The sequence below is a fragment of the Serratia myotis genome (assembly GCF_027474885.1).
Classification (GTDB): domain Bacteria; phylum Pseudomonadota; class Gammaproteobacteria; order Enterobacterales; family Enterobacteriaceae; genus Serratia; species Serratia proteamaculans.
Genome location: NZ_CP099707.1, coordinates 4,202,547 through 4,221,738, shown reverse-complemented (window position 1 = coordinate 4,221,738; position 19,192 = coordinate 4,202,547). Strand labels below are relative to the sequence as shown.

The following is a 19,192-nucleotide window of genomic DNA, read 5'->3' as shown; positions in this document are numbered from 1 at the left end:
ATTAGATAGAGATACTCGGGCCTAGCGCACCGAGGGGCGCTCCGGCAGCTAAAGCTGCTACGACCCCTTCGGCACGCTCTCCCTAATAACGAGCATTATCAGCCATCTGAGGGCGCGGCAACAGGTCGCGCCCCTTTTAATTACAGAACCTTATGCGGGCCGAAGCATTCGTAGTGGATGCGTTCGGCTTCTACACCCATCTCCAGCAACTGCTTGCCCACATGCTGCATAAACGGCACCGGCCCACAGAAATAGTAATGCATCTGCGGCGTGCTGAGTGTTCCGCGCAGGGCACTGAGGTTCATCAGGCCACGGCTCTGGTAGTCACGGCCTTCCACATCATTGACGCCCGGTTGGTTGTACCAGACGTGGCGGCTCAGATTTGGCATGCGGTCGGCGATGTTTGCCACTTCATCGGCAAAGGCGTGAACGCTGCCGTTTTCCGCTGCGTGCAACCAGTGTACGTCCGCAGGGTGCTGGTTATCGTGCAAGGTATTGAGCATGCCGAGCATCGGCGTTTGGCCGACACCGGCGGAGATCAGTGCCACCGGGGTTTCCGGCTGCGCTTCGAGGAAGAAATCCCCGTGCGGCGGAGCGAGATAAATCACGTCGCCTTCTTTGGCTTGCTGATGCAGGAAGTTCGATACCTTACCCTGATCTTCACGTTTTACCGCAATGCGATAGTATTCGCCATTCGGTGAGGTGGTCAGTGAGTATTGGCGAATTTCCTGGTTTTCCATGCTGTCGTGCTTGATGTAGACCGCCAGGTATTGACCCGGTTTGAAGTCGATCACCTTGCCACCGTCAACCGGTGCCAACACGAAGCTGCAAATCACCTCGCTCTGTGGCTGTTTTTTGACGATGCGGAATGCGCGCAGGTCACGCCAGCCACCGTCAGCCGTTTCACTGTCCTGATAAATCTGGCCTTCGCGCTGGATAAATACATCCGCCAACACGCCGTAAGCTTTACCCCAGGCATCCAGTACTTCCTGGCCCGGACTGAACATTTCATCCAGGGTTGCCAGTAAATGACCGCCAACAATTTGGTATTGGTCCGGCCGAATATTCAGGCTGGTGTGCTTCTGAGCAATACGTTCTACCGCCGGCAGCAACGCCGCCAGATTTTCGATATTCGCGGCATAGGCACAGATCGCGTCGAACAGCGCCTGACGCTGATCGCCATTGCGCTGGTTGTTCATATTGAACACATCTTTTAACTCAGGATTGTGCTCGAACATGCGATCGTAGAAATGGGCAGTCAGTTTCGGCCCGGTAGCGGCCAGCAGGGGAATGGTAGATTTTACGGTGGCGATGGTTTGGCTATCCAGCATGGTAGCGCTCCTTGGTCGATCATTATTGGAATATTTAAATGATGTATTTTAAATGCATCTTTAAGTTTTAACGCATCCTAACGGTTTCTGCCCTGGCTGTAAATACCCCTGTTTTTGTTGCGGGGTCGTTAAGCGACGATCTTGCTCACAGAACATGAAAAAACCGCATGCTCAGTATGAGTAAAAGTCCGTTGTCGAATGGGGTAGTTTATCGGATCAAAGCCTTGCTGCGCCTAATGCCAATCGTTTGCGTAAAAACCTCTGTCAAGGCCTATCCTCATTGGGGCGAAACAGTTTACACTGTGGGCCAGAACCCAACCGGGTAGTTATTTGGTGATTTTTTAGTTAGCCGATTTAAGTCAGGAGAAGCCGGATGTTAAAGCGTGAAATGAACATTGCTGATTACGATGCCGAACTGTGGCGTGCAATGGAGCAAGAAGTGGTGCGTCAGGAAGAGCACATTGAGCTGATTGCATCTGAGAACTACACCAGCCCGCGCGTAATGCAGGCTCAGGGTTCCCAGTTGACCAACAAATACGCTGAAGGTTATCCGGGCAAGCGTTATTACGGCGGCTGCGAATATGTGGATATCGTTGAGCAACTGGCTATCGACCGTGCCAAAGAGCTGTTCGGTGCTGATTACGCCAACGTTCAGCCACACTCCGGTTCCCAGGCGAACTTCGCCGTTTATACCGCGCTGCTGCAGCCGGGCGATACCATTCTGGGGATGAACCTGGCGCACGGTGGCCACCTGACCCACGGTTCTCCGGTTAACCTGTCCGGCAAACTGTATAACGTGGTGCCTTACGGCATCGACGAAAAAGGTCAAATCGACTACGAAGATCTGGCTAAACAGGCACAGACTCATAAACCAAAAATGATCATCGGCGGCTTCTCTGCCTTCTCCGGTATCGTTGATTGGGCAAAAATGCGTGAAATCGCCGACAGCATCGGCGCCTACCTGTTCGTTGACATGGCGCACGTTGCGGGCCTGATTGCCGCCGGCGTTTATCCGAACCCGGTCCCTCACGCGCACATCGTGACCACCACCACCCACAAAACCCTGGCGGGTCCGCGCGGCGGCCTGATCTTGGCGAAAGGCGGTGATGAAGACCTGTATAAGAAGCTGAACTCCGCCGTGTTCCCTGGTGGTCAGGGCGGCCCGCTGATGCACGTGATCGCCGGTAAAGCGGTGGCGCTGAAAGAAGCGATGGAGCCTGAGTTCAAGATTTACCAGCAGCAAGTGGCCGATAACGCCAAAGCGATGGTGGAAGTGGTTCTGCAACGCGGCTACAAAGTGGTTTCCGGTGGTACCCATAACCACCTGTTCCTGCTGGACCTGGTTGACAAGAACCTGACCGGTAAAGAAGCTGACGCAGCCCTGGGCCGTGCCAACATCACAGTGAACAAAAACAGCGTGCCAAACGATCCCAAGAGCCCGTTCGTCACCTCCGGTGTGCGTATCGGTACTCCGGCTGTGACTCGCCGCGGCTTTAAAGAAGCTGATGTGCGTGAACTGGCCGGCTGGATCTGTGATGTGTTGGACAACATCAATGATGAAGCCACCATCGAACGCACCAAGAAGAAAGTACTGGATATCTGCGCCCGCCTGCCGGTTTACGCATAATTCCGCTTTCTCGCTAAAAAACGCTCAGGCGTCATGCCGGTCACTTAGGTGACCGGTTTTTTTTTACCTGCTGTCGACGGTGGTAGATCCAACGTCGTATATATGTTTCCGTCATTAATATTAGTTATTAATATATTTAATAACAACAGGCTGTGATATTTATCGCCTTTTAATTAATTGCATTGTGTTGAGGGCGTGTTATGTGATGTGCGTCTATATGATTGTTATTTACTCTCATGGTATACCTTAATAAATGACGATTATTATACTATGGAGTGTCGTATGACGCAGGTTATTCATTTTGCTCTCTCTTGTCTGTTAGTAACGGTAATGGCATTGCTGGTAAGCCATAACCGAAAGTTAATTAAGGTTCGTTATATTATCCAGCTGCTGGTGATAGAGGTATTACTCGCCTGGCTATTTCTCCGTTCTGATATTGGCACCGGCTTTACCGCACAGGTTTCTACGGTGTTCAATGGGTTGATGCTGTTTGCCGGCGAAGGCACCGATTTCTTATTTGGTGGAATGCGAGCGCAAGGGTTGGCATTCTTCTTCCTTAATGTGTTATGCCCGATTATTTTTATTTCTGCATTGATCGGTATTATTCAGCATATCAATCTATTGCCGATTATTATTAGGGTGGTGGGGACGGTATTGTCCAAAGTCAACGGTATGGGCAAACTGGAATCTTTTAATGCCGTCAGTGCATTATTGCTTGGGCAGTCGGAGAACTTTATCGTCTATAAAGATGTGCTGGGCAAGATGTCTGAAAACCGTATCTACACCATGGCGGCTACTGCAATGTCAACCGTCTCGGTGTTTATGGTCGGCGCCTATATCAATATGGTTGATGCCCGATATGTCGTGGTGTCATTGATTCTGAATATGTTTAGCACGTTTATTGTGCTGTCACTGATTAATCCCTATCGCGTCGATTTGGAAGAAGAAGTTCAGATGCAGGATCTGCATCGCGGACAAAGCCTCTTTGAAATGCTGGGCGAATATATTCTCGCCGGCTTTAAGGTAGCAGTAATCATTGCAGCGATGCTATTGGGGTTTATTGCCCTGATCGCTGCCATCAATGCGTTGTTTAGCAGCCTGTTTGGCATCAGCTTCCAAGGATTACTGGGCTATCTGCTTTATCCTTTTGCCTGGGTGCTTGGCGTGCCGGCTCATGAGGCGCAGCAGGTTGGCAGCATCATGGCGACCAAAATTGTGGCCAACGAGTTTGTCGCCATGACTGACTTGCAACAAATCAAAGCTGCGTTGTCGCCACGCGCTGAAGGGATCTTGTCGGTGTTCCTGATCTCCTTTGCCAACTTCACCTCGGTGGGCATTGTGGCGGGGGCGATTAAAGCACTGAATGAGCAACAGGGGAATGTGGTTTCCCGTTTCAGTCTGAAACTGCTGTATGGCTCAACGCTGGTGAGTTTTTTATCGGCAGCGGTAGCCGGATTAGTTATTTAAAACGCCGGCTAGCCTCTTTCCAGGCCAGAAGTTATTTCTTTCCGACAGAGTTTAAAATCGACAGACATAATGAGGTATTACCATGAGGGTTTTGTTTATTGGTGAGTCATGGCATATTCACATGATCCACTCTAAAGGCTTTGACAGTTTTACATCGAGTAAATATGAAGAGGGCGCGGAGTATCTGTTGTCCTGTTTACGCGGCGCAGGGATGACTATCGATTATATGCCGGCGCATACCGTGCAAACCGCCTTTCCGCAAACGTTGGACGAACTGCTAATTTATGATGCTGTCGTGATTAGCGATATCGGCAGCAATACCTTCTTATTGCAAAATAAAACCTTTTATAAAATGGAGGTGATGGCCAATGCCCTGTCATTGATAAAAGACTATGTCGCCATGGGGGGCGGAGCATTAATGATAGGCGGTTATCTTTCCTTTACCGGCATAGAGGCAAAGGCAAATTATAAAAACACCCTCCTTGCCGAAGTGTTGCCGGTTGAAATGTTAGACCATGACGACCGTATTGAATTACCGCAAGGCTGTAAACCGTTCACGCTGAGCCACAGTCATGAGATCACCCGTGATTTAAATGAATGGCCGATTTTGCTGGGATATAACAAATTTATTGCCAAACCTGGCAGCGAAACATTAGCCGAGATTAACGGTGACCCCTTGCTGGTGGTTGGCAAGTATCAGAAGGGGCATGTTGCCTGTTTTGCCAGTGATTGTTCGCCACATTGGGGCGGACCGCAATTTATGCAGTGGGAAAACTATACCGCCTTCTGGTGCAATTTAATGAATTCAATCAAAAGGAGAAATTGAAATGGATGACAAAGCCAAGATACAAGAAATGATTGCTGCGGCCTCCCGAGCCAGGGAGTTTTCCTATGCCCCTTATTCTAATTTTACCGTGGGTGCGGCATTGATGACCAAGAGCGGTAAGGTGTACAGCGGCTGTAATGTCGAATCTGTTTCCTATTCGCCCACCACCTGCGCAGAACGCGTTGCTATTTTAAAAGCCGTTTCTGAAGGCGAGCGCAGTTTTGAAATGATTGTGGTGATCGGTGGTCCCAGAGAGGGTGAAAGCAAGGCTAAAGGCTATTCCGGGCCATGCGGTGTGTGTCGTCAAATGATCTATGAGTTTGGCAAGGACACCAGGGTTATTATTGCCAACAGCCTGGATGAATACTACGTACACGACATCTCGGAGCTTTTCCCCTTTGGGTTCGGTCCGGACCATTTATTAGGGTAAATCGCCGACCCTCCGTCATAGGGGCGCTGCAAGTTGCGCCCTGATTCCGGGCATAAACTGTGAACTGCATTGCACTCTATCCCTTTGAAGGTGAATGAACATTGCTAGCCAATGTGACCTCTGTCAAAGTATCGCCCTCACACCGGAGGGATCATGGTTCTGCAATCTACGCGTTGGCTAGCTCTCAGTTATTTCACCTATTTCTTTTCTTACGGCATCTTCTTACCTTTTTGGGGCGTTTGGTTAAAGGGTGAAGGCATACCGCCTGAAACCATCGGTATTCTGCTCGGCGCCGGTCTGGTTGCCCGCTTTCTCGGTAGTTTGTTGATTGCCCCTCGGGTAAAAGATCCCTCTCATCTGGTGACGGCATTACGCCTGCTAGCGTTACTGACGCTGGCTTTTGCCATTGGGTTCTGTTTCGGCAACGGCTGGGGCTGGCTGATGTTGGTGATTGCCGGCTTCAACCTGTTCTTTTCGCCGCTGGTACCGCTGACCGATGCGCTGGCCGGCACCTGGCAAAAACAAATTACCCTGGATTACGGCCGGGTCAGGCTATGGGGCTCGCTGGCGTTTGTGATTGGCTCGGCGCTGACCGGGCAAATGGTTTCCGTCTGGGGCCATAACGCCATCCTCTACAGCCTGATCATCAGCATACTGGCGATGCTGTTGGGCATGATGCTGAAACCAAGCGTGATGCCACAGGGCGAGGCGCGGACCCATAGCGAAGCCGACCGTTCACTGTGGGAGATGCTTAAGGAAGGGCCTGTCTGGCGCTTCCTGTTGTGCGTAACCCTGTTGCAGGGCGCACATGCCGGTTATTACAGTTTCGGCTCTATCTACTGGCAGGAAGCGGGCTATTCGGCTTCGACCATTGGCTACTTGTGGTCGCTGGGTGTGGTGGCGGAAGTGATTATTTTCGCCAGCAGCAATTTCCTGTTCCGTCGCTGGAATGCACGCAATCTGCTGCTGCTCTCCGCCTGCTGCGGGATCCTGCGCTGGGGCCTGATGGCCAGTAGTACCGAACTGGGGTGGTTGCTGGTGATCCAAATTCTGCACTGTGGCACCTTTACCGTTTGCCATCTGGCTGCGATGCGCTTTATCGCCGCGCGCAAGGGGCCGGAAGTGATCCGACTGCAGGCGGTCTACTCGGCGCTGGCGATGGGCGGTGGCATTGCGATTATGACGGTGATCGCCGGCTTCCTGTTTGAGCATCTGCAGGGTGGGGTGTTCTGGGTGATGGCGGCCGTGGTGGTGCCGGCGCTGTTTATCCGCCCGCCGGCGGTTACGGTCAGCGGTAGTCGTTAAGAGGTTTCCAGCAGCGCACGGATGGCTTTGCGCTGCTGGCGCTCTAACGGTAATTCGGTATGAATCAGCGGTGGCTGCGGTTCAGCGTGCTCCGTGGCATAAGGGGTGATCACCAATGTGACCCCCTGCGGAGCACCGGAGTGCAGATAGTCGTGCAGCGGCAAGTATTTGATGTTCAACGGCAGTAGCGTTAATTCGCGGATCTGATATTCCACTTCCTCTTCCAATTGCGGGTTGTCCAGCGTCAGCAATAACACCTGCTTTTCCTGCAACGCATTGCCCTGCATCAACCAGGCACCGAAACTGATGGCGACCAGCCCGGCTTCCTCGCTGGAGAAATGAATGCTGTACTCCTGTTCGAGCGGTGCCAGTGCTTCCTGAGCGGTACGCATCAGGCGTGGATATTTGCGCTGCACTTCTTCCAGCAGCGAGTTATCGATGCCGATCTCAAAGCGACAGCGTTCTACCGCCGGTGCCAGGTGGGCAAACAGTTGACTGATCAAGTCCTCTTTACTGCTGAAGGTCATGCCGGAAATCTGTTGGAAGCGCTCAACCATATTTTCAATCGCCGCCATCAATCGCAGATCTTCCGCTGAGTCGTTGCTGTGGTAGCTGTGGTTTTTCAGCATGGTGAACATTAACACCAGGAAGTCGCTTTCGCTGGCCTCGGGGGGCAGGACAAAAAGTTGATTCAACGCTTGATGCAGCCAGCCGGCGGCCTGATGCTCCGGTTTCTGATGCAGCCAGTCACGCTGGGCGGGGCTGAATGTCGGGTGCCGCTGACGTTGGGTTTCCCATGCGCAATAGCGCAGGTAGTGCTGCAGGAACTGACGATCGCGCCGATCAAAGCTGCGGTCGATCAGCGTTTCACACTCGCTGATACACTGCTCCAACTGCGGGGTCAGATCGGTGCTCAGCCCCAAAGCCTGCTGTAGCCAGTGGGAAAAATGGTGATCGATAAATTCCGGGCTGCAGCGCAGGGCTCGTCGCAACCAGTGGAGCAGGCAGAGGCGTTGGTTGAGCGCGCTGCCCCTGATCCGGTAACCTTCGTCGGGGTTGCCGTCGATCTCCAGATGGTGGAAACGCTGGATTTCACTGGCAACCTCGGCTATATCTTGCCGGGTGATGGGGGGGGCGACGCCATTAATTTGGCTGATAGTCTCCAGTTGTACTGCGGGCACCGGCGCATACAGCATCAATAACAGATGGCAGCGTCGTTGTTGACCGGAGAGCTCAGGCACGGGGCCAGTGTCCAGGCTCATATCACCTTCAGGCAGGTCACGTTTAAATTATGAATAAGCATAGCAAATGGCGCTGCGCGGCGTGGCAACGGCACCCGGTTTTACTTCGGCTTACAACTTTCGTCACAATTATTGGGCGGAATGGCGCTGGTTGAAGAACGGTTGATGTTACTTTATAACAATAATGAGTATCGTTTGATGATGAAGTTACGTTTTATTTTTGCCGGGTTTCTAACGCTATTCTGCACCGGCGCTGTCGCTCACCCGCACAGCTTTATTGATATGAACACCACCTTTGTGGCTAAGGATCAACAGCTGGTTGGCTTGAAAATGGTTTGGGTTATGGATGAAATCACCTCGGCGGATCTGCTGTACGATGCGGAAAATGCCAAAAACGACTCGGAAGTGTGGAAAAAGCTGGCGGCACAGGTGATGGCCAATGTCCTGGGGCAACACTATTTCACCGATGTCTATCGCGACGGCAAGCCGGTGAAATACCTGAATCTGCCAACGGAATATCACCTTTCGCGTCAGGGGCACCAGGCGGTGCTGGAGTTTGTCCTGCCGCTGGCCGAGCCGCAGCCGCTGGCGGGCAAGCCGTTTGAGATCTCCACTTACGATCCCACCTATTTTGTCGATATGACTTATAAAGATAAAACGGCACTGCATTTGCCGCCGGAGATGACGGCGCAGTGCAAGTTCAAACTGATGACGCCAAAACCAGACAGCTCCCTGCAGGCCTATGCGTTATCCCTCGATAAGAATGATTCACCCGGCGAAGATATGGCGCTGGGACAACAGTTTGCCCAGCGGGTCAGCCTGCAATGTCAATAAACCTCACTCAACACACCCCGCGTAAGCGACACTGGGCTTTCAGCCTGTGGCCGTTGTTGCTGTTTGCGCTGTTGCTGGCGCTGGGCGCCCAGTTGGTGTGGCACTATTGGCCGCAGCTGTTGATGCAAAGCGTGGTGTGGCAGAAAGGCCTGCACCAGCAGTTGGCTGGTTTGTTGCAGCAGGTAAAAGCGGCGCCACAGCAAGCCGGGTTGGCGTTGATGCTGTTCAGCCTGAGCTATGGCGTGTTGCATGCGCTCGGCCCAGGCCACGGCAAGGTAGTGATCGCCACTTATCTGGCCACTCATCCGGCGCGGCTGAAAAGCAGCCTGAAACTGACCTTTGCCGCTTCACTGGTTCAGGGCTTGGTGGCGATCGTCCTGGTGACGCTGATGCTGGTGGTACTGCAATTGTCGTCCCGGCAGCTGCATCAGAGCAGTTTCTGGATGGAGAAGGGCAGTTTTATTCTGGTGATGCTGCTTGGGGTGTTGCTGAGCTGGCGAGCGCTGAAGCGTTTGTATCACGCGGTGAAAGCCATGCGTCCCTCTCCGGCTCTGCGTATCAACAGTCTGCAACCGCTACCGGCGGATCATGTTCATAGCGACCATTGCGGCTGTGGTCACCGCCATATGCCGAGCGACAGCGAACTGCAGGCGGGAAGCGACTGGCGTACGCAGACTGCCATCGTGCTGGCGATGGGGATGCGGCCGTGTTCAGGCGCAATACTGGTATTGCTGTTTTCCAAGGTGATTGGCGTGTTTATCTGGGGCGTTTTTTCGGCGTTGGCCATGGCGCTGGGCACCTCGCTGACCATTTCATTGCTGGCGTTGCTGGTACATTACAGCCGTCGGTTGGCGGTGCGTCTTAGCCGTTCACGCGCGCCTGCGGCCTGGAGCGCAGTCGCCTGGGGTTCGCTGGCGCTGGCCGGTGGCCTGATACTGTTGTTCGCCGGGGTGTTGCTGTATGTCACTGCCCAGTCGGAATTCATCGGTGGCATCCGGCCTTTCTCCCGCTGACCGGCATAAAAAAAGCGCTGCAAATATTGCAGCGCTTTTTCTTTATTCATTCACTTCGCGATATTAACGCTTCAGCGCTTCGCTCAGTTCTTCCCGCATGGTGGAAAGCATGGCTTTCACGACGCGCGGGTTACCGGCTACCACGTTGCCGGAGCTGAAGTGGTTGTGGCCGCCAACAAAGTCGGTCACCAGGCCGCCAGATTCGCGCACCAGCAGTTCACCCGCGGCGAAATCCCATGGCTTCAGGCCAATTTCGAAGAAACCGTCAACGCGGCCGGCGGCCACATAGGCCAGATCCAGCGCGGCAGAACCGGTGCGACGGAAGTCGGCACACTGAGTGAACAGTTTGCCAACGATGTTGATGTAAGGGGTTGCGTGCTGCTTCACCTTGAACGGGAAGCCGGTTGCCAGGATGGTGCCATCCAGGTCTTTGGCATTGGTGCCGCGCAGACGGTAACCGTTGAGCTGTGCGCCCTGGCCGCGAGCCGCGGTGAACAGTTCGTTACGCATTGGATCGTAAACCACAGCCACTTCAGTACGGCCTTTGATGCGTACGGCGATGGAAACTGAGAAGTGTGGGAAACGTTTGATGAAGTTTGATGTGCCATCCAGTGGATCGATCACCCATTGTACATCTTTATCTTCGCCGACCAATTCGCCGCGTTCTTCGGTAACAATAGAATGTTGCGGATAGGACTTGCGAATGACGTCGATGATCAGATGCTCTGCATCGCGATCGACGTTAGTGACAAAGTCATTGGTCCCTTTTTGGCTCGCTTCTACAGCGTCCGGGGTTTCGTAGTTTTTGGCAATCAGGTTACCGGCCTTGCGCGCAGCGCGCACGGCGATCGTCAGCATCGGATGCATGGGTATCTTCCAACTAGGATGTTAAAGAACAGGAAACGGCGCGAAGTATAGCAGGTGTTCGGCAAAATGCCTACGGCTGTGTTAAGCTGCTGTGATTTTCCGCTACGCTCAGAGTTTGTATGCTGCATAACATCCGCATTGTTCTGGTAGAAACCTCTCATACCGGTAACATGGGCTCGACCGCCAGAGCCATGAAAACCATGGGATTAACCAACCTTTATTTGGTTAATCCGCTGATAAAACCTGATTCTCAGGCGATTGCCCTGGCCGCAGGCGCCAGCGACGTGATCGGCAACGCCACCATTGTTGACACTCTGGATGACGCCATTGCCGGCTGCAGTCTGGTCGTGGGCACCAGTGCGCGTTCACGCACCTTGCCGTGGCCAATGCTGGAACCGCGTGAATGCGGCATACGCGCCGTGCACGAAGGTGAACATGCACCGGTCGCGCTGGTGTTCGGCCGTGAACGTGTCGGCCTGACCAATGATGAGCTGCAAAAGTGCCATTATCATGTCGCCATTCCCGCCAACCCGGATTACAGCTCGCTGAATCTGGCGATGGCCGTGCAGATCCTGGCGTATGAAGTGCGTGTGGCTTACCTCGATCGCCAACAGGTGGGCGCGCCGCAGCTGGAAGAAACCCCTTATCCGTTGGTGGACGACCTCGAACGTTTCTATCAACATCTGGAACAAACGCTGCAGCATAGTGGCTTCATTCGTCCGTCCCATCCGGGGCAGGTGATGAGCCGTTTACGCCGTTTGTTCACCCGCGCGCGGCCGGAAGCTCAAGAGCTGAATATCCTGCGCGGTATGCTGACGTCGATCGAGAAACAGGATAAACATCAAGGTAATTAATTTGATGTGAAATGACGGCTGGCGGTAATAGTATTAGTTATCTAATGGTTATAATGTGTATTTTATATGCATATTATCTGGCTTAGTCCAAAACGTGCTAATACTTGAGTAAATTACTAGGTTAAATAGTTGACTGATTTACTCAGGAATGTCAGACTTTCGGCCATGTTTGACCAACAGGTAACCACTTAGCTATGAGACTGACATCCAAAGGCCGTTATGCCGTAACCGCTATGCTTGACGTGGCATTGCACTCCCAGGAAGGGCCCGTACCTCTGGCGGATATTTCTGAACGCCAGGGTATTTCGCTCTCTTATCTGGAACAATTATTCTCCCGTCTGCGTAAGAATGGCCTGGTGGCCAGCGTACGTGGGCCGGGCGGTGGTTATCTGCTGGGTAAAGACGCAAGTGAGATTGCCGTAGGTGCAGTTATCACGGCTGTCGATGAGTCGGTAGATGCAACCCGTTGTCAGGGTAAAGAAGGCTGTCAGGGTGGCGATCGCTGTCTGACTCATACCCTGTGGCGCGATCTGAGCGAGCGCATCAGCGGGTTCCTGAACAACATTACGCTGGCTGAACTGGTAAACAACCAGGACGTGCTGGTGGTGGCGGACCGTCAGAACAACGATACCCGTCGCACGGCCAACGGTCGTCAGCAAGAAACTATCAACGTTAATCTGCGCGCATAAGCAGCTGGCGATATTTTTTTAGTTTTTGGAAGTGATGTACGGAGCACAAGAGCAATGAAATTACCGATTTATTTGGATTACTCAGCAACGACGCCGGTTGACCCGCGCGTTGCTGAGAAAATGATGCAGTTTTTGACTCTGGACGGGACCTTTGGTAACCCGGCTTCCCGTTCCCACCGTTTCGGGTGGCAGGCGGAAGAAGCGGTAGATATCGCCCGTAACCAAATTGCTGAACTGGTTGGCGCTGACCCGCGCGAAATCGTGTTCACTTCCGGAGCCACCGAATCCGACAACCTGGCGATCAAAGGTGCTGCCAATTTCTATCAAAAGAAAGGCAAGCACATCATCACCAGCAAAACCGAACACAAAGCCGTGCTGGACACCTGTCGTCAGCTAGAGCGTGAAGGCTTTGAAGTGACCTATCTGGCACCGCAGAGCAACGGTATTATCAGTCTGCAGGCCCTCGAAGCCGCGATGCGTGAAGACACCATTCTGGTTTCGATCATGCACGTGAACAACGAAATTGGCGTGGTGCAGGATATCGAAGCTATCGGCGAAATGTGTCGTGCGCGCGGTATCATTTATCACGTTGATGCGACCCAGAGCGTGGGCAAACTGCCTATCGACCTGAGCAAGCTGAAAGTCGATCTGATGTCGTTCTCCGGCCACAAAATTTATGGCCCGAAAGGCATTGGTGCACTGTACGTGCGTCGTAAGCCACGTATCCGTATCGAAGCCCAGATCCACGGTGGTGGCCATGAGCGCGGTATGCGTTCCGGTACTCTGCCAGTCCATCAGATCGCCGGTATGGGCGAAGCCTACCGTATTGCCAAAGAAGAAATGGCGACGGAAATGGCACGCTTGCGCACGCTGCGTGATCGTCTGTGGAACGGCGTGAAAGATATGGAAGAAGTGTATCTGAACGGCGATCTGGAGCACGGTGTTCCTAACATTCTGAACGTCAGCTTCAACTATGTTGAAGGTGAATCGTTGATCATGGCGCTGAAAGACCTGGCCGTATCCTCGGGTTCAGCCTGTACCTCCGCCAGCCTTGAGCCATCTTACGTGCTGCGCGCGTTGGGCATGACTGATGAATTGGCGCATAGCTCGATCCGTTTCTCTCTGGGGCGTTTCACCACAGAAGAAGAGATCGATTACACCATTCAACTGGTGCGTAAATCCATCGGCCGTCTGCGTGACCTGTCTCCACTGTGGGACATGTTCAAACAGGGCGTGGATATCAACAGCATCGAATGGGCACATCATTAATTCTCAGGATTCAGGAGCAAGGTCATGGCTTACAGCGAAAAAGTAATCGATCACTATGAAAACCCGCGTAACGTGGGTTCTTTCGACAACGAAGATCCGAGTGTTGGCAGCGGCATGGTGGGTGCACCGGCCTGTGGCGACGTGATGAAGCTGCAGATCAAAGTCAACAATGAAGGTATCATTGAAGACGCCCGTTTCAAGACTTACGGCTGCGGTTCCGCCATCGCCTCCAGCTCGCTGGTGACAGAATGGATGAAAGGCAAGTCTCTTGATCAGGCAGAAGCGATCAAAAACACCCAGATCGCTGAAGAACTGGAATTACCGCCGGTAAAAATTCACTGCTCTATTCTGGCCGAAGACGCCATTAAAGCAGCGATTGCCGACTACAAGAGCAAACATAGCGCCAAGTAATTATTGTGTAGGGGCGCTGCATGCCGCGCCCGCGTTGGTCGGGGCGAATATATTCGCCCCCTACACCGGTTAGCACCCCAATACCGGTTTTGCTATAGGTTGGGGATATTGAGTATGAGGTTGTGATGTCAATTACCATGAGCGACAGCGCTGCGCAGCGTGTTCAGGCATTTATGGATAACCGCGGCAAAGGCCTTGGCCTGCGTCTGGGGGTGAGAACCTCTGGCTGCTCCGGGATGGCGTACGTGCTGGAATTTGTTGACGATATGAACGATGACGACATCGTTTTTGAAAACAAAGGCGTTAAGGTGATCATTGACGGCAAGAGCCTGGTCTACCTTGACGGCACCGAGCTTGATTTCGTTAAGGAAGGCCTGAACGAAGGCTTCAAGTTCAACAACCCCAATGTCTCAAGCGAGTGCGGCTGCGGCGAAAGTTTCAACGTCTGACAGTCCATCGTGCTCCCCCGCCAGCCGCGGGGGAACTTCATTCGATAACGCCCAGAGCACGCTATGGATTACTTTACTTTATTCGGGCTGCCAGTTCGCTATCCCGTGGACGGCAGCCTGCTTGCATCTCGCTATCAGGATCTGCAGCGCCAATTCCATCCCGATCGTTTTGCCAGTCAGCCAGAACGCGAACGCCTGATGGCGTTGCAACAGGCTGCGACTATCAATGACGCCTACCAAACGCTGAAGCACCCATTAAAACGCGCAGAGTATATGCTATCTTTGCACGGCTTTGATTTGGGCAACGAGCAGCATACCCTGCGTGATACTGCGTTCCTGATGGAACAGCTGGAACTGCGCGAAGAGCTCGACGCCATAGAACGCAAAGCGGATGCAGAAACTCTGCTGGCCAGCTTTGGCGTGCGGGTGAACGAGACGGTCAAACAGCGCAGCGCGCTGATGGTGCAACAGCTGGATAGTCAACAGTGGGTTGATGCCGCCGACACCGTGCGTAAGCTGCGCTTTTTGGACAAACTCCAGCAACAGGTTGAACAACTCGAAGAAAAACTGCTGGGTTTTGAGTAACACATTTTTGATTGTGGAAGCTTCAATATGGCCTTATTACAAATTAGTGAGCCCGGCCTCAGCGCTGCGCCGCACCAGCGCCGTCTGGCTGCCGGTATTGATTTAGGCACCACCAACTCTCTGGTCGCCACGGTGCGCAGCGGGCAGGCGGAAACGCTGGCCGATGCCCAGGGGCGCGATTTACTGCCCTCGGTGGTGCACTATCAGGCTGACACCTTGCGTGTCGGTTGGGATGCGCGCCAGCAGGCAGCGCAGGATCCCGCCAATACCATCAGCTCAATCAAACGCATGATGGGCCGTTCATTGGCCGACGTGCAACAACGTTACCCGAACCTGCCGTATCAGTTCCAGGCCAGTGACAATGGCTTGCCGATGATAGTCACTGCTGCCGGTGCGGTTAACCCGGTAGGGGTTTCCGCCGATATCCTCAGGGCACTGGCCGAGCGGGCGAAAACGGCGCTGGAAGGGGAACTCGACGGTGTGGTGATCACCGTTCCGGCCTATTTTGATGATGCACAACGCCAGGGCACCAAAGACGCCGCGCGTCTGGCCGGGCTGCACGTGCTACGCCTGCTGAACGAACCGACAGCGGCGGCGATTGCCTATGGTCTGGATTCCGGGCAGGAAGGCATTATCGCGGTGTACGATCTGGGCGGCGGTACCTTTGATATTTCCATTCTGCGGCTGAGCCGTGGGGTGTTTGAAGTGTTGGCCACCGGCGGGGATTCCGCGCTGGGGGGCGACGACTTTGACCATCTGCTGGCCGACTGGTTGCGTGAGCAGGCCGGTGTGGCTGACCGTAGCGATCACGGCGTACAGCGCCAACTGCTGGATGCGGCCATCGCGGCCAAAATTGCGCTGAGCGATGCCGACAGCACTGTCGTTGAGATAGCCGGCTGGCAGGGCGAAGTGACCCGCGCACAGTTTGATGCGCTGATCGCGACTCTGGTGAAACGTACTCTGATGTCTTGCCGCCGTGCGCTGAAAGATGCAGGGGTGAGTGCCGAAGAAGTGCTGGAAGTGGTCATGGTTGGCGGCTCCACCCGCGTGCCCTTGGTGCGTGAGCAGGTCGGTACGTTCTTCGGCCGCACGCCGTTGACCTCGATCGATCCGGACAAAGTGGTTGCTATCGGTGCTGCGATCCAGGCTGACATTTTGGTGGGCAACAAGCCGGACAGCGACATGCTATTGCTGGACGTGATCCCACTGTCGCTTGGTCTGGAAACCATGGGCGGTCTGGTAGAGAAAGTGATCCCGCGCAACACCACCATTCCGGTGGCGCGTGCGCAGGAGTTCACTACGTTTAAAGACGGCCAAAGTGCGATGATGATCCACGTGCTGCAGGGTGAACGTGAGCTGGTGCAGGATTGCCGTTCGCTGGCACGCTTCTCGCTGCGTGGCTTACCGCCACTGCCAGCCGGCGGCGCACATATTCGCGTTACCTTCCAGGTGGATGCCGATGGCCTGTTGAGTGTCACCGCGATGGAGAAATCCACCGGCGTAGAGGCTTCAATTCAGGTTAAACCGTCGTACGGTCTGTCCGACGCCGAAATCGCCGGCATGATCAAAGACTCGATGGCCAACGCGCAGAGCGATGTTGGCGCACGCATGCTGGCGGAACAGCGGGTTGAGGCGTCACGGGTGCTGGAAAGCCTGCAGGGTGCACTGGCCAGCGATGCCGCATTGCTGAGTGAAGCAGAAAGTACGGCGATCCCCGCGGCGGTGGAAGCTTTGCAACTGGCGACGCAGGGCACCGATCCTGCCGCCATTGAAGCCGCAATTAAAACATTAGATGCACAAACGCAAGACTTTGCCGCGCGCCGCATGGATGCTTCCATTCGCCGCGCGCTGGCTGGCCATTCTGTGGATGAGGTTTAATCATGCCTAAAATTGTTTTCCTGCCCCATCAAGATTTATGCCCGGAGGGGGCAGTACTGGAAGCTGAACACGGGGAGTCAATCCTCAATGTGGCGCTGCGCAATGGTATCGAGATTGAGCATGCCTGTGAGAAATCCTGCGCCTGCACCACTTGTCACTGCATTGTACGCGAAGGTTTTGACTCTCTTGAAGAGAGCAGCGAACTGGAAGACGACATGCTGGACAAGGCCTGGGGTCTGGAGCCGGAAAGCCGTCTGAGCTGTCAGGCGCTGGTGGCCGACGAAGATTTGGTGGTTGAAATGCCGCGTTATACCGTCAACCACGCGCGTGAAGGGTAAGAGGATAATAGGAATGGGACTGAAGTGGACCGACAGCCGTGAAATCGGCGAAGCCCTGTACGACCAATACCCGGATACCGATCCGAAAACCGTACGTTTTACCGACCTGCATCAGTGGATTTGCGATCTGGAAGATTTTGACGACGATCCACAGGCTTCCAACGAAAAAATACTGGAAGCTGTCCTGCTGGTCTGGTTAGATGAAGCGGAGTAAATAGCGTAACGGGCTGCCATTGGCGGCCCGTTTATTTTGTATCCGACATACCCGTCGCCTTTCAAGCTGCAGCGTTGTTGACTGCACTCACTCCCCCCAGTTACTTACTGAAGTAAGCGCCTGAGGATGAGCGAGCTGGCCGCCTAGCTGCAACTTGAAACTCATAGGGTATACAATAAAAATCCCCAATAGATTTCGCGCAACAACGTGAAAATGAAGGGGAAATCCGGAGTAAGGCTATGACAACTGAATTTATGCTGGTAACGCTGTCGAACCAACCTGCTGACGCTCGCTGGGGCGAGAAAGCGCTGCTGAGCACCGGTACAGAAGGGATGACTATCCACCTGACCGGCAACGACAAACTGGGCAGCATTCAACGTGCCGCCCGTAAGATCGACGGACAGGGCATCAAGAACGTCAAACTGGCCGGCGATGGCTGGGATTTGGAAAACAGCTGGGCGTTCTGGCAAGGTTTCCGTGGGCCGAAGGGCAAGCGCAGCGTCGAATGGGCAGAATTGCCGGAAGCGGAAAGCAAAGAGCTGGAACAGCGCCTGAAGATTGTTGACTGGGTGCGTGACACCATCAATATGTCAGCGGAAGAGTTGGGGCCAGAACAACTGGCTACCCGCGCAGTGGATCTGATGTGTGATGTCGGTTGTGAAGCCGTCAGCTACCGTATTACCAAAGGTGAAGATCTGCGTGAGCAAAACTACGCCGGTATTCACACCGTGGGGCGCGGCTCGGATCGTTCGCCGGTGCTGTTGGCACTGGACTTCAACCCGACCGGCAACCCGGAAGCGCCGGTGTTTGCCTGCCTGGTGGGCAAAGGTATCACCTTTGACACCGGTGGCTACAGCCTGAAACAAAGCGCCTTTATGGATTCCATGAAAGCGGATATGGGCGGTGCAGCTACCATTACCGGCGCATTGGCGCTGGCGGCGGCTCGCGGTCTGAAGCAGCGTGTGAAGCTGTACCTGTGCTGTGCCGACAACATGGTCAGCGGCAACGCCTTCAAGCTGGGCGATATTATTCGTTACCGTAACGGTAAAACCGTTGAGGTAATGAATACTGATGCTGAAGGGCGTCTGGTGCTGGCCGATGGCCTGATCGATGCGTCCGCGCAGAACCCTCAGTTGATTATCGACTGCGCCACTCTGACCGGTGCGGCGAAAACGGCGGTGGGTAACGACTACCATGCGCTGTTCAGCTTCGATGACGCTCTGGCGCAAGAACTGCTGGCCAGTGCGGCCGCTGAACAAGAGCCTTTCTGGCGTCTGCCGCTGGCTGAGTTCCATCGGAGCCAACTGCCGTCCAATTTTGCCGAATTGAACAACGTGGCCGCTCCGGCTTACACGGCGGGTGCCAGCACCGCGGCCGCATTCCTGTCGCATTTTGTGAAAAATTATCAGCAGGGTTGGGTGCACATCGACTGTTCCGCCACCTACCGTAAAGGTGCCGTGGATCAATGGGCTGCCGGCGCGACCGGTCTGGGCGTACGTGCTCTGGCCAACCTGCTGCTGAGCAAAGCCAAATAATTGAATGCCCACCAAGGTGGGCGTTAGAA

At 54.0% G+C, this 19,192-nt stretch carries 20 protein-coding genes; 17 read left to right on the top strand and 3 right to left on the bottom strand.

Annotated elements, in window-relative coordinates:
- Nucleotides 1–140 precede the first annotated feature (140 nt).
- Nucleotides 141–1,331, bottom strand: coding sequence for an NO-inducible flavohemoprotein (gene hmpA / locus NHG65_RS19890; RefSeq protein ID WP_499182582.1), 1,191 nt, complete (start codon nucleotides 1,329–1,331; stop codon nucleotides 141–143).
- A 373-nt stretch (nucleotides 1,332–1,704) separates the two neighbouring features.
- On the opposite strand from hmpA, the gene glyA reads away from it, so the two are divergent.
- The 5 genes from glyA (at nucleotide 1,705) to NHG65_RS19865 (ending at nucleotide 6,986) form a co-directional block, all read left to right on the top strand.
- The gene (glyA, locus tag NHG65_RS19885) at nucleotides 1,705–2,958 is read left to right on the top strand and encodes a serine hydroxymethyltransferase (RefSeq protein WP_099062681.1); all 1,254 of its coding nucleotides are present in this window, start codon (nucleotides 1,705–1,707) and stop codon (nucleotides 2,956–2,958) included.
- 282 nt (nucleotides 2,959–3,240) lie between these two features.
- Complete coding sequence (locus NHG65_RS19880; protein ID WP_219016802.1) at nucleotides 3,241–4,425, top strand: NupC/NupG family nucleoside CNT transporter; 1,185 nt, start codon at nucleotides 3,241–3,243, stop codon at nucleotides 4,423–4,425.
- Between the two features lie 82 nt (nucleotides 4,426–4,507).
- Complete coding sequence (locus NHG65_RS19875) at nucleotides 4,508–5,251, top strand: glutamine amidotransferase (protein WP_099062679.1); 744 nt, start codon at nucleotides 4,508–4,510, stop codon at nucleotides 5,249–5,251.
- 1 nt (nucleotide 5,252) lies between these two features.
- A complete protein-coding gene (gene cdd, locus NHG65_RS19870; RefSeq protein ID WP_099062678.1) occupies nucleotides 5,253–5,681 on the top strand; it encodes a cytidine deaminase in 429 nt (142 codons plus the stop codon).
- Between the two features lie 153 nt (nucleotides 5,682–5,834).
- Entirely contained in the window at nucleotides 5,835–6,986 is a 1,152-nt protein-coding gene (locus tag NHG65_RS19865) for a 3-phenylpropionate MFS transporter (protein WP_207979581.1), read from the top strand.
- On the opposite strand, the gene csiE is transcribed toward NHG65_RS19865, so the two are convergent.
- Nucleotides 6,983–8,248: a stationary phase inducible protein CsiE gene (gene csiE, locus NHG65_RS19860; RefSeq protein WP_207979583.1), complete on the bottom strand. Its 1,266-nt coding sequence runs from the start codon at nucleotides 8,246–8,248 to the stop codon at nucleotides 6,983–6,985. The two genes, NHG65_RS19865 and csiE, sit on opposite strands and share 4 nt — an antisense overlap.
- Before the next feature lie 144 nt (nucleotides 8,249–8,392).
- Between csiE and NHG65_RS19855 the strand changes: the two genes are divergently transcribed.
- Both NHG65_RS19855 and NHG65_RS19850 read left to right on the top strand, forming a co-directional pair.
- Complete coding sequence (locus NHG65_RS19855) at nucleotides 8,393–9,061, top strand: DUF1007 family protein (RefSeq protein WP_207979584.1); 669 nt, start codon at nucleotides 8,393–8,395, stop codon at nucleotides 9,059–9,061.
- Nucleotides 9,052–10,074, top strand: coding sequence for a nickel/cobalt transporter (locus NHG65_RS19850; protein WP_099062675.1), 1,023 nt, complete (start codon nucleotides 9,052–9,054; stop codon nucleotides 10,072–10,074). The genes NHG65_RS19855 and NHG65_RS19850 overlap by 10 nt, the downstream gene beginning before the upstream one ends.
- A 63-nt stretch (nucleotides 10,075–10,137) precedes the next feature.
- On the opposite strand, the gene suhB is transcribed toward NHG65_RS19850, so the two are convergent.
- Complete coding sequence (gene suhB, locus NHG65_RS19845; protein ID WP_085118289.1) at nucleotides 10,138–10,941, bottom strand: inositol-1-monophosphatase; 804 nt, start codon at nucleotides 10,939–10,941, stop codon at nucleotides 10,138–10,140.
- Between the two features lie 119 nt (nucleotides 10,942–11,060).
- On the opposite strand from suhB, the gene trmJ reads away from it, so the two are divergent.
- The 10 genes from trmJ to pepB all read left to right on the top strand — a co-directional run bounded on the left by trmJ (nucleotide 11,061) and on the right by pepB (nucleotide 19,163).
- On the top strand, nucleotides 11,061–11,795 hold the full coding sequence (gene trmJ, locus NHG65_RS19840; RefSeq protein WP_085118287.1) for a tRNA (cytosine(32)/uridine(32)-2'-O)-methyltransferase TrmJ: 735 nt from the start codon (nucleotides 11,061–11,063) through the stop codon (nucleotides 11,793–11,795).
- A 194-nt stretch (nucleotides 11,796–11,989) separates the two neighbouring features.
- Nucleotides 11,990–12,484 (top strand): Fe-S cluster assembly transcriptional regulator IscR, encoded by a 495-nt coding sequence (iscR, locus tag NHG65_RS19835; protein WP_085118285.1) that lies wholly within the window; start codon nucleotides 11,990–11,992, stop codon nucleotides 12,482–12,484.
- Between the two features lie 54 nt (nucleotides 12,485–12,538).
- Nucleotides 12,539–13,753, top strand: a complete 1,215-nt coding sequence (locus tag NHG65_RS19830) for an IscS subfamily cysteine desulfurase (protein ID WP_085118284.1) — start codon at nucleotides 12,539–12,541, stop codon at nucleotides 13,751–13,753.
- A gap of 24 nt (nucleotides 13,754–13,777) precedes the next feature.
- Entirely contained in the window at nucleotides 13,778–14,164 is a 387-nt protein-coding gene (gene iscU, locus NHG65_RS19825; protein WP_012146333.1) for a Fe-S cluster assembly scaffold IscU, read from the top strand.
- Between the two features lie 125 nt (nucleotides 14,165–14,289).
- Complete coding sequence (iscA, locus tag NHG65_RS19820) at nucleotides 14,290–14,613, top strand: iron-sulfur cluster assembly protein IscA (protein WP_085118282.1); 324 nt, start codon at nucleotides 14,290–14,292, stop codon at nucleotides 14,611–14,613.
- A gap of 63 nt (nucleotides 14,614–14,676) precedes the next feature.
- Nucleotides 14,677–15,198 carry a co-chaperone HscB gene (gene hscB / locus NHG65_RS19815; protein ID WP_261427873.1) on the top strand — a complete coding sequence of 174 codons (522 nt, stop codon included), beginning with the start codon at nucleotides 14,677–14,679 and terminating at the stop codon, nucleotides 15,196–15,198.
- A 27-nt stretch (nucleotides 15,199–15,225) separates the two neighbouring features.
- Nucleotides 15,226–17,076, top strand: coding sequence for a Fe-S protein assembly chaperone HscA (hscA, locus tag NHG65_RS19810; RefSeq protein ID WP_261427874.1), 1,851 nt, complete (start codon nucleotides 15,226–15,228; stop codon nucleotides 17,074–17,076).
- Between the two features lie 2 nt (nucleotides 17,077–17,078).
- Nucleotides 17,079–17,414 carry an ISC system 2Fe-2S type ferredoxin gene (fdx, locus tag NHG65_RS19805; protein WP_085118276.1) on the top strand — a complete coding sequence of 112 codons (336 nt, stop codon included), beginning with the start codon at nucleotides 17,079–17,081 and terminating at the stop codon, nucleotides 17,412–17,414.
- Nucleotides 17,415–17,427: 13 nt separating this feature from the next.
- Complete coding sequence (iscX, locus tag NHG65_RS19800) at nucleotides 17,428–17,628, top strand: Fe-S cluster assembly protein IscX (protein WP_085118275.1); 201 nt, start codon at nucleotides 17,428–17,430, stop codon at nucleotides 17,626–17,628.
- Between the two features lie 239 nt (nucleotides 17,629–17,867).
- Nucleotides 17,868–19,163 (top strand): aminopeptidase PepB, encoded by a 1,296-nt coding sequence (gene pepB, locus NHG65_RS19795; RefSeq protein WP_085118273.1) that lies wholly within the window; start codon nucleotides 17,868–17,870, stop codon nucleotides 19,161–19,163.
- The last annotated feature ends 29 nt before the right edge of the window (nucleotides 19,164–19,192 follow it).

Bases quoted from the DNA above. Each gene is read 5' to 3' on its own strand.
- hmpA (WP_499182582.1), bottom strand. From the start codon at position 1,331: ATGCTGGATAGCCAAACCATCGCCACCGTAAAATCTACCATTCCCCTG.
- glyA (WP_099062681.1), top strand. From the start codon at position 1,705: ATGTTAAAGCGTGAAATGAACATTGCTGATTACGATGCCGAACTGTGG.
- NHG65_RS19880 (WP_219016802.1), top strand. From the start codon at position 3,241: ATGACGCAGGTTATTCATTTTGCTCTCTCTTGTCTGTTAGTAACGGTA.
- NHG65_RS19875 (WP_099062679.1), top strand. From the start codon at position 4,508: ATGAGGGTTTTGTTTATTGGTGAGTCATGGCATATTCACATGATCCAC.
- cdd (WP_099062678.1), top strand. From the start codon at position 5,253: ATGGATGACAAAGCCAAGATACAAGAAATGATTGCTGCGGCCTCCCGA.
- NHG65_RS19865 (WP_207979581.1), top strand. From the start codon at position 5,835: ATGGTTCTGCAATCTACGCGTTGGCTAGCTCTCAGTTATTTCACCTAT.
- csiE (WP_207979583.1), bottom strand. From the start codon at position 8,248: ATGAGCCTGGACACTGGCCCCGTGCCTGAGCTCTCCGGTCAACAACGA.
- NHG65_RS19855 (WP_207979584.1), top strand. From the start codon at position 8,393: ATGTTACTTTATAACAATAATGAGTATCGTTTGATGATGAAGTTACGT.
- NHG65_RS19850 (WP_099062675.1), top strand. From the start codon at position 9,052: ATGTCAATAAACCTCACTCAACACACCCCGCGTAAGCGACACTGGGCT.
- suhB (WP_085118289.1), bottom strand. From the start codon at position 10,941: ATGCATCCGATGCTGACGATCGCCGTGCGCGCTGCGCGCAAGGCCGGT.
- trmJ (WP_085118287.1), top strand. From the start codon at position 11,061: ATGCTGCATAACATCCGCATTGTTCTGGTAGAAACCTCTCATACCGGT.
- iscR (WP_085118285.1), top strand. From the start codon at position 11,990: ATGAGACTGACATCCAAAGGCCGTTATGCCGTAACCGCTATGCTTGAC.
- NHG65_RS19830 (WP_085118284.1), top strand. From the start codon at position 12,539: ATGAAATTACCGATTTATTTGGATTACTCAGCAACGACGCCGGTTGAC.
- iscU (WP_012146333.1), top strand. From the start codon at position 13,778: ATGGCTTACAGCGAAAAAGTAATCGATCACTATGAAAACCCGCGTAAC.
- iscA (WP_085118282.1), top strand. From the start codon at position 14,290: ATGTCAATTACCATGAGCGACAGCGCTGCGCAGCGTGTTCAGGCATTT.
- hscB (WP_261427873.1), top strand. From the start codon at position 14,677: ATGGATTACTTTACTTTATTCGGGCTGCCAGTTCGCTATCCCGTGGAC.
- hscA (WP_261427874.1), top strand. From the start codon at position 15,226: ATGGCCTTATTACAAATTAGTGAGCCCGGCCTCAGCGCTGCGCCGCAC.
- fdx (WP_085118276.1), top strand. From the start codon at position 17,079: ATGCCTAAAATTGTTTTCCTGCCCCATCAAGATTTATGCCCGGAGGGG.
- iscX (WP_085118275.1), top strand. From the start codon at position 17,428: ATGGGACTGAAGTGGACCGACAGCCGTGAAATCGGCGAAGCCCTGTAC.
- pepB (WP_085118273.1), top strand. From the start codon at position 17,868: ATGACAACTGAATTTATGCTGGTAACGCTGTCGAACCAACCTGCTGAC.